This is a genomic window from Mesorhizobium sp. IMUNJ 23232 (genome assembly GCF_044326205.1).
In the GTDB taxonomy this organism is placed as follows: Bacteria; Pseudomonadota; Alphaproteobacteria; order Rhizobiales; family Rhizobiaceae; genus Kumtagia.
Window position 1 is genome coordinate 1 of the sequence record NZ_JBIRCY010000147.1, and the last position, 2900, is coordinate 2900.

Consider the following 2900-nt stretch of genomic DNA (forward strand, 5'->3'; position numbering starts at 1 on the left):
TTTGTGGCCGGCAACCTCGCCGACGCCCGCAGTAAGATAGGAACAGCCCCGGACGCACAATCGGGAATGCGGTAGCCAACCCGCGCATCAGAGCTCGATCACCGACGTCCTTCCGTTCCGCCTCCACCCATGTGCGATTATCCGAATGAGCAGCCGTTCCCCGGATCGGACGGTCTCCTGCGCTCCAAACCTTGACAGCGGACATCAGAGCGGTGTTTTCAGGCCACGGCCCTGAGCTCGGGAGCCTGGATGTAGGCCCAGGGCAACAGGTCGTCGATCTGGCTGTTGGGGTGGTTGTTGACGATCCTGGTGATGACATCGGTGAGGTAACCAAGAGGCTCGACGCTGTTGAGTTTGCAGGTTTCGATCAGCGACGCGATGACGGCCCAATGCTCGGCGCCGCCGTCCGATCCGGCGAAGAGTGCATTCTTGCGATTGAGCGCGAGCGGACGGATCGAGCGCTCGACAGTGTTGCTGTCGATCTCGATGCGGCCGTCGTCGAGGAAGCGCGAGAGGCCGTCCCAGCGCGAGAGCGTGTAGCGGATCGCCTCGGCGAGTTTTGTCTTCTGGCTGATTAGCCCGAGTTTCTCGCGCAGCCACGGTTCGAGATCAGCGACGATCGGGCGGCTCTTTTCTTGGCGCACGGCACGGCGCTGCTCGGCGGATCGTCCACGGATGCCGTCTTCGACGCGATAAAGTTCGGCGATCCGTCTCAGCGCCTCGCTGGCGATCGGGGTGGGACCGGCTGCGGCGAGCTCGTAGAAGCGCCGGCGCACATGTGCCCAGCAGAAGGCGAGCGTCACGCCGCTCTTGTCGGCGAGCACGCGATAGCCGCCATAGCCGTCGACCTGCAGGATTCCTATGAAGCCGGCGAGATGAGCGATCGGACGCTCCGCCTTTCGGTCGGGCGCATAGACATAGGCGACGCCCGGCGGGTCGTCTCCCTGCCATGGCCTGTCGTCGCGGGCATAGGCCCAGAGCTGGCCGGTCTTCGTCTTGCCGCGGCCCGGATCGAGTACCGGCGCGGTCGTCTCGTCGGCGAAGAGTTTTAGCGAGGACTTTAGCGTCTCCAGCAGCCGCTGGTGGACGGGACGCAGATGCCAGGCGGCACGGCCGACCCAATCGGCAAGTGTGGAGCGATCGAGATGGATGCCCTGCCGGGCGCAGATCTGCGCCTGGCGATAGAGCGGCAGGTGATCGGCATATTTGGAGACCAGCACCTGGGCGACGGTCGCCTCGGTCGGCAGGCCGCCTTCGATCAGCCGCGCGGGCGCTGGAGCCTGCACGACAACGTCCTCGCAGGCACGGCAGGCATATTTGGGCCGGTGCACCACGATCACGCGCAGCTGCGCCGGAACGATGTCGAGCCGCTCGCTCACGTCCTCGCCGATCCGGTGCAGTCCATTGCGACAACACGGACAGGCGTGATCGTCGATGTCGACGATCGTTTCGAAGCGTGGCAGATGCGCGGGCAGCGAGCCACGGTTTGCCCGGCGCTTTGCTGTGCGCTCGCTGCGTTCGCGCGGGTCGGCACGTTCGGCCTCTTCCTCGCCGGCCGCCTCGATCTGCTCGGCTTCTTCCAGACCCAGCAGCAACTGGTCTTCCGGCAGCGTCTCGGCGCGGCGGCCGAAGCGGTGACGCTGGAGTTCCCTGATGATCTGGATCAGTCGGGCGTTCTCGACGTCGCGCGCCAGGACCATCGCCTTCAGCGCATCCGGATCGTCGGGAAGCTGGTCCGCCGTCATCGCCATGAGCGGATCAGACCATATTCGCCGACGCCGGGCGACAGTGGAATCCGGGCTGATTCACTTGGTCGCGGATCAACCCGCCTGCGCCGGAACGCGCGTCCGGCGCGCTTCATGAACCCGTCGCCAGTCGAGACCTTCGAGCAGCGCCGACAGCTGCGCTGCCGTCAGCCGCATGATCCCGTCCTGGACCTTCGGCCAGCGGAACTCGCCGTCCTCAAGACGCTTCGCATAGAGGCAGACGCCGGTGCCGTCCCAGAAGATCAGCTTGATCCGGTCCGTCCGCTTGGCACGGAACACGTAGACCGCGCCACTGAACGGGTCCGCGCCCATCGTCTCGCGCACCAGCGCGGCTAGCCCCTCCGCGCCTTTGCGGAAGTCCACCGGCTTCGTCGCCACCATCACCTTGACCGCACCCGTCGGCCCGATCACGTCGCAGCCTTCAGCGCGCGGATCACCGCCGCCACCGTCCTGGCATCGGCGCCACGGCCGACCCGCATCGCAACGCCGTCGATCTCCAACTCGATCACGCCGGCGTCTCGCGCGGCCTTCCGCTTCCGCGTCGATCGCGCGCGCTTCCCCGACGGTTCGAGCTCCGGCGCCGCAATCACCGCCGGAACAAACAATGGTTCCCGCGCCGGCGTCTCTTCCAACGGCAAGCGCGCGGCCCGACGCCAGGCGAACAACTGCTGCGGGGACAATGCATATCGCCGGGCCACCGCGCTCACCGTCTCGCCGGCATCGTAGCTTTCCGCCACGATCCGAGCCTCTCCTCCGGCAACCATTCGCGCCGCCGGCCAGAACCCGTGAAAACCTCAAACCGCTGCGCGGGCTCGGTATCGCTGGACTTAAGCGTAAGCTCTGAAATCGTCATGTGTCGAAGCCCTCAAAGGCTCCCAACATCGTCGCTCACGACCACGCGCGAAAGGTGGCACCGGAACAGCGCTCTGATGTCCGCTGTCAAGGTTTGGAGCGCAGGAGGCCGTCCGATCCGGGGAACGGCTGCTCATTCGGATAATCGCACATGGGTGGAGGCGGAACGGAAGGACGTCGGTGATCAAGCTCTGATGCGCGGGTTGGCTACCGCATTCCCGATTGTGCGTCCGGGGCTGTTCCTATCTTACTGCGGGCGTCGGCGAGGTTGCCGGCCACAAA

General features: G+C 65.8%; 3 protein-coding genes. All 3 read right to left on the bottom strand.

All coding sequences use genetic code 11. The annotated features are described in order from the left end of the window. Positions 1-218: 218 nt before the first annotated feature. Positions 219-1751 (bottom strand): IS66 family transposase, encoded by a 1533-nt coding sequence (gene tnpC / locus ACH196_RS37905; protein WP_396651959.1) that lies wholly within the window; start codon positions 1749-1751, stop codon positions 219-221. Between the two features lie 69 nt (positions 1752-1820). Beyond that, positions 1821-2177, bottom strand: a complete 357-nt coding sequence (tnpB, locus tag ACH196_RS37910) for an IS66 family insertion sequence element accessory protein TnpB (RefSeq protein ID WP_396651960.1) — start codon at positions 2175-2177, stop codon at positions 1821-1823. Continuing rightward, entirely contained in the window at positions 2174-2503 is a 330-nt protein-coding gene (locus tag ACH196_RS37915; protein ID WP_396651961.1) for a transposase, read from the bottom strand. Before ACH196_RS37915 ends, tnpB begins: the two co-directional genes overlap by 4 nt. Positions 2504-2900 lie beyond the last annotated feature (397 nt).